This is a genomic window from Brevibacterium sp. XM4083, from assembly GCF_006489205.2.
GTDB lineage: Bacteria > Actinomycetota > Actinomycetes > Actinomycetales > Brevibacteriaceae > Brevibacterium.
Map to the genome: position 1 here is coordinate 1 of NZ_VFYR02000014.1, position 441 is coordinate 441.

The 441-nt window shown below is 65.2% G+C and carries 1 protein-coding gene; it reads right to left on the reverse strand.

Annotation, left to right across the window (positions count from 1 at the left end; genetic code table 11):
- Positions 1-192 (reverse strand): HNH endonuclease signature motif containing protein (locus FJ887_RS18210; protein ID WP_250786308.1); only part of this gene is annotated, 192 nt, incomplete at its 3' end.
- Between the last annotated feature and the right edge of the window lie 249 nt (positions 193-441).

The window sequence follows — 441 nt, forward strand, 5'->3', positions numbered from 1 at the left end:
CTCCGTCAACCCACCCCGGGCATGCGGGACCACATGATTGGCATCACACCACCCCGGAGGCGCATCACACCCCGGGAACGTACACCCCTTGTCACGAGCCGTGACCACCGCGATCTGCTGCTTATTGGCAAACCGTTTCTCCGTGAGCACCTGCACCGTCTTCGCCTTCTGCGACACCAGATGGAAGAACACCTGCCCCTGCAAYCCACGGGCCTGCAGTTCRCTGATCGGGATCGGMGTCTCRACCCCSGTGGTGCCTTCCCCGGTGCCGTGAGCMAGRTCCTCAGCCGTCGCGGTCACGACAAGCGCGTAAGGGGTCCCGGCCCCGGCCTGGTCCATGCTGATCCGCGAGACCAGAGTCGCGAACCGTTCATAGATCCACGCCCTCGCTGTCGGCTGCTCAGCACTCAGATCCACCCGGGACCCGTCAGCACGCACCCC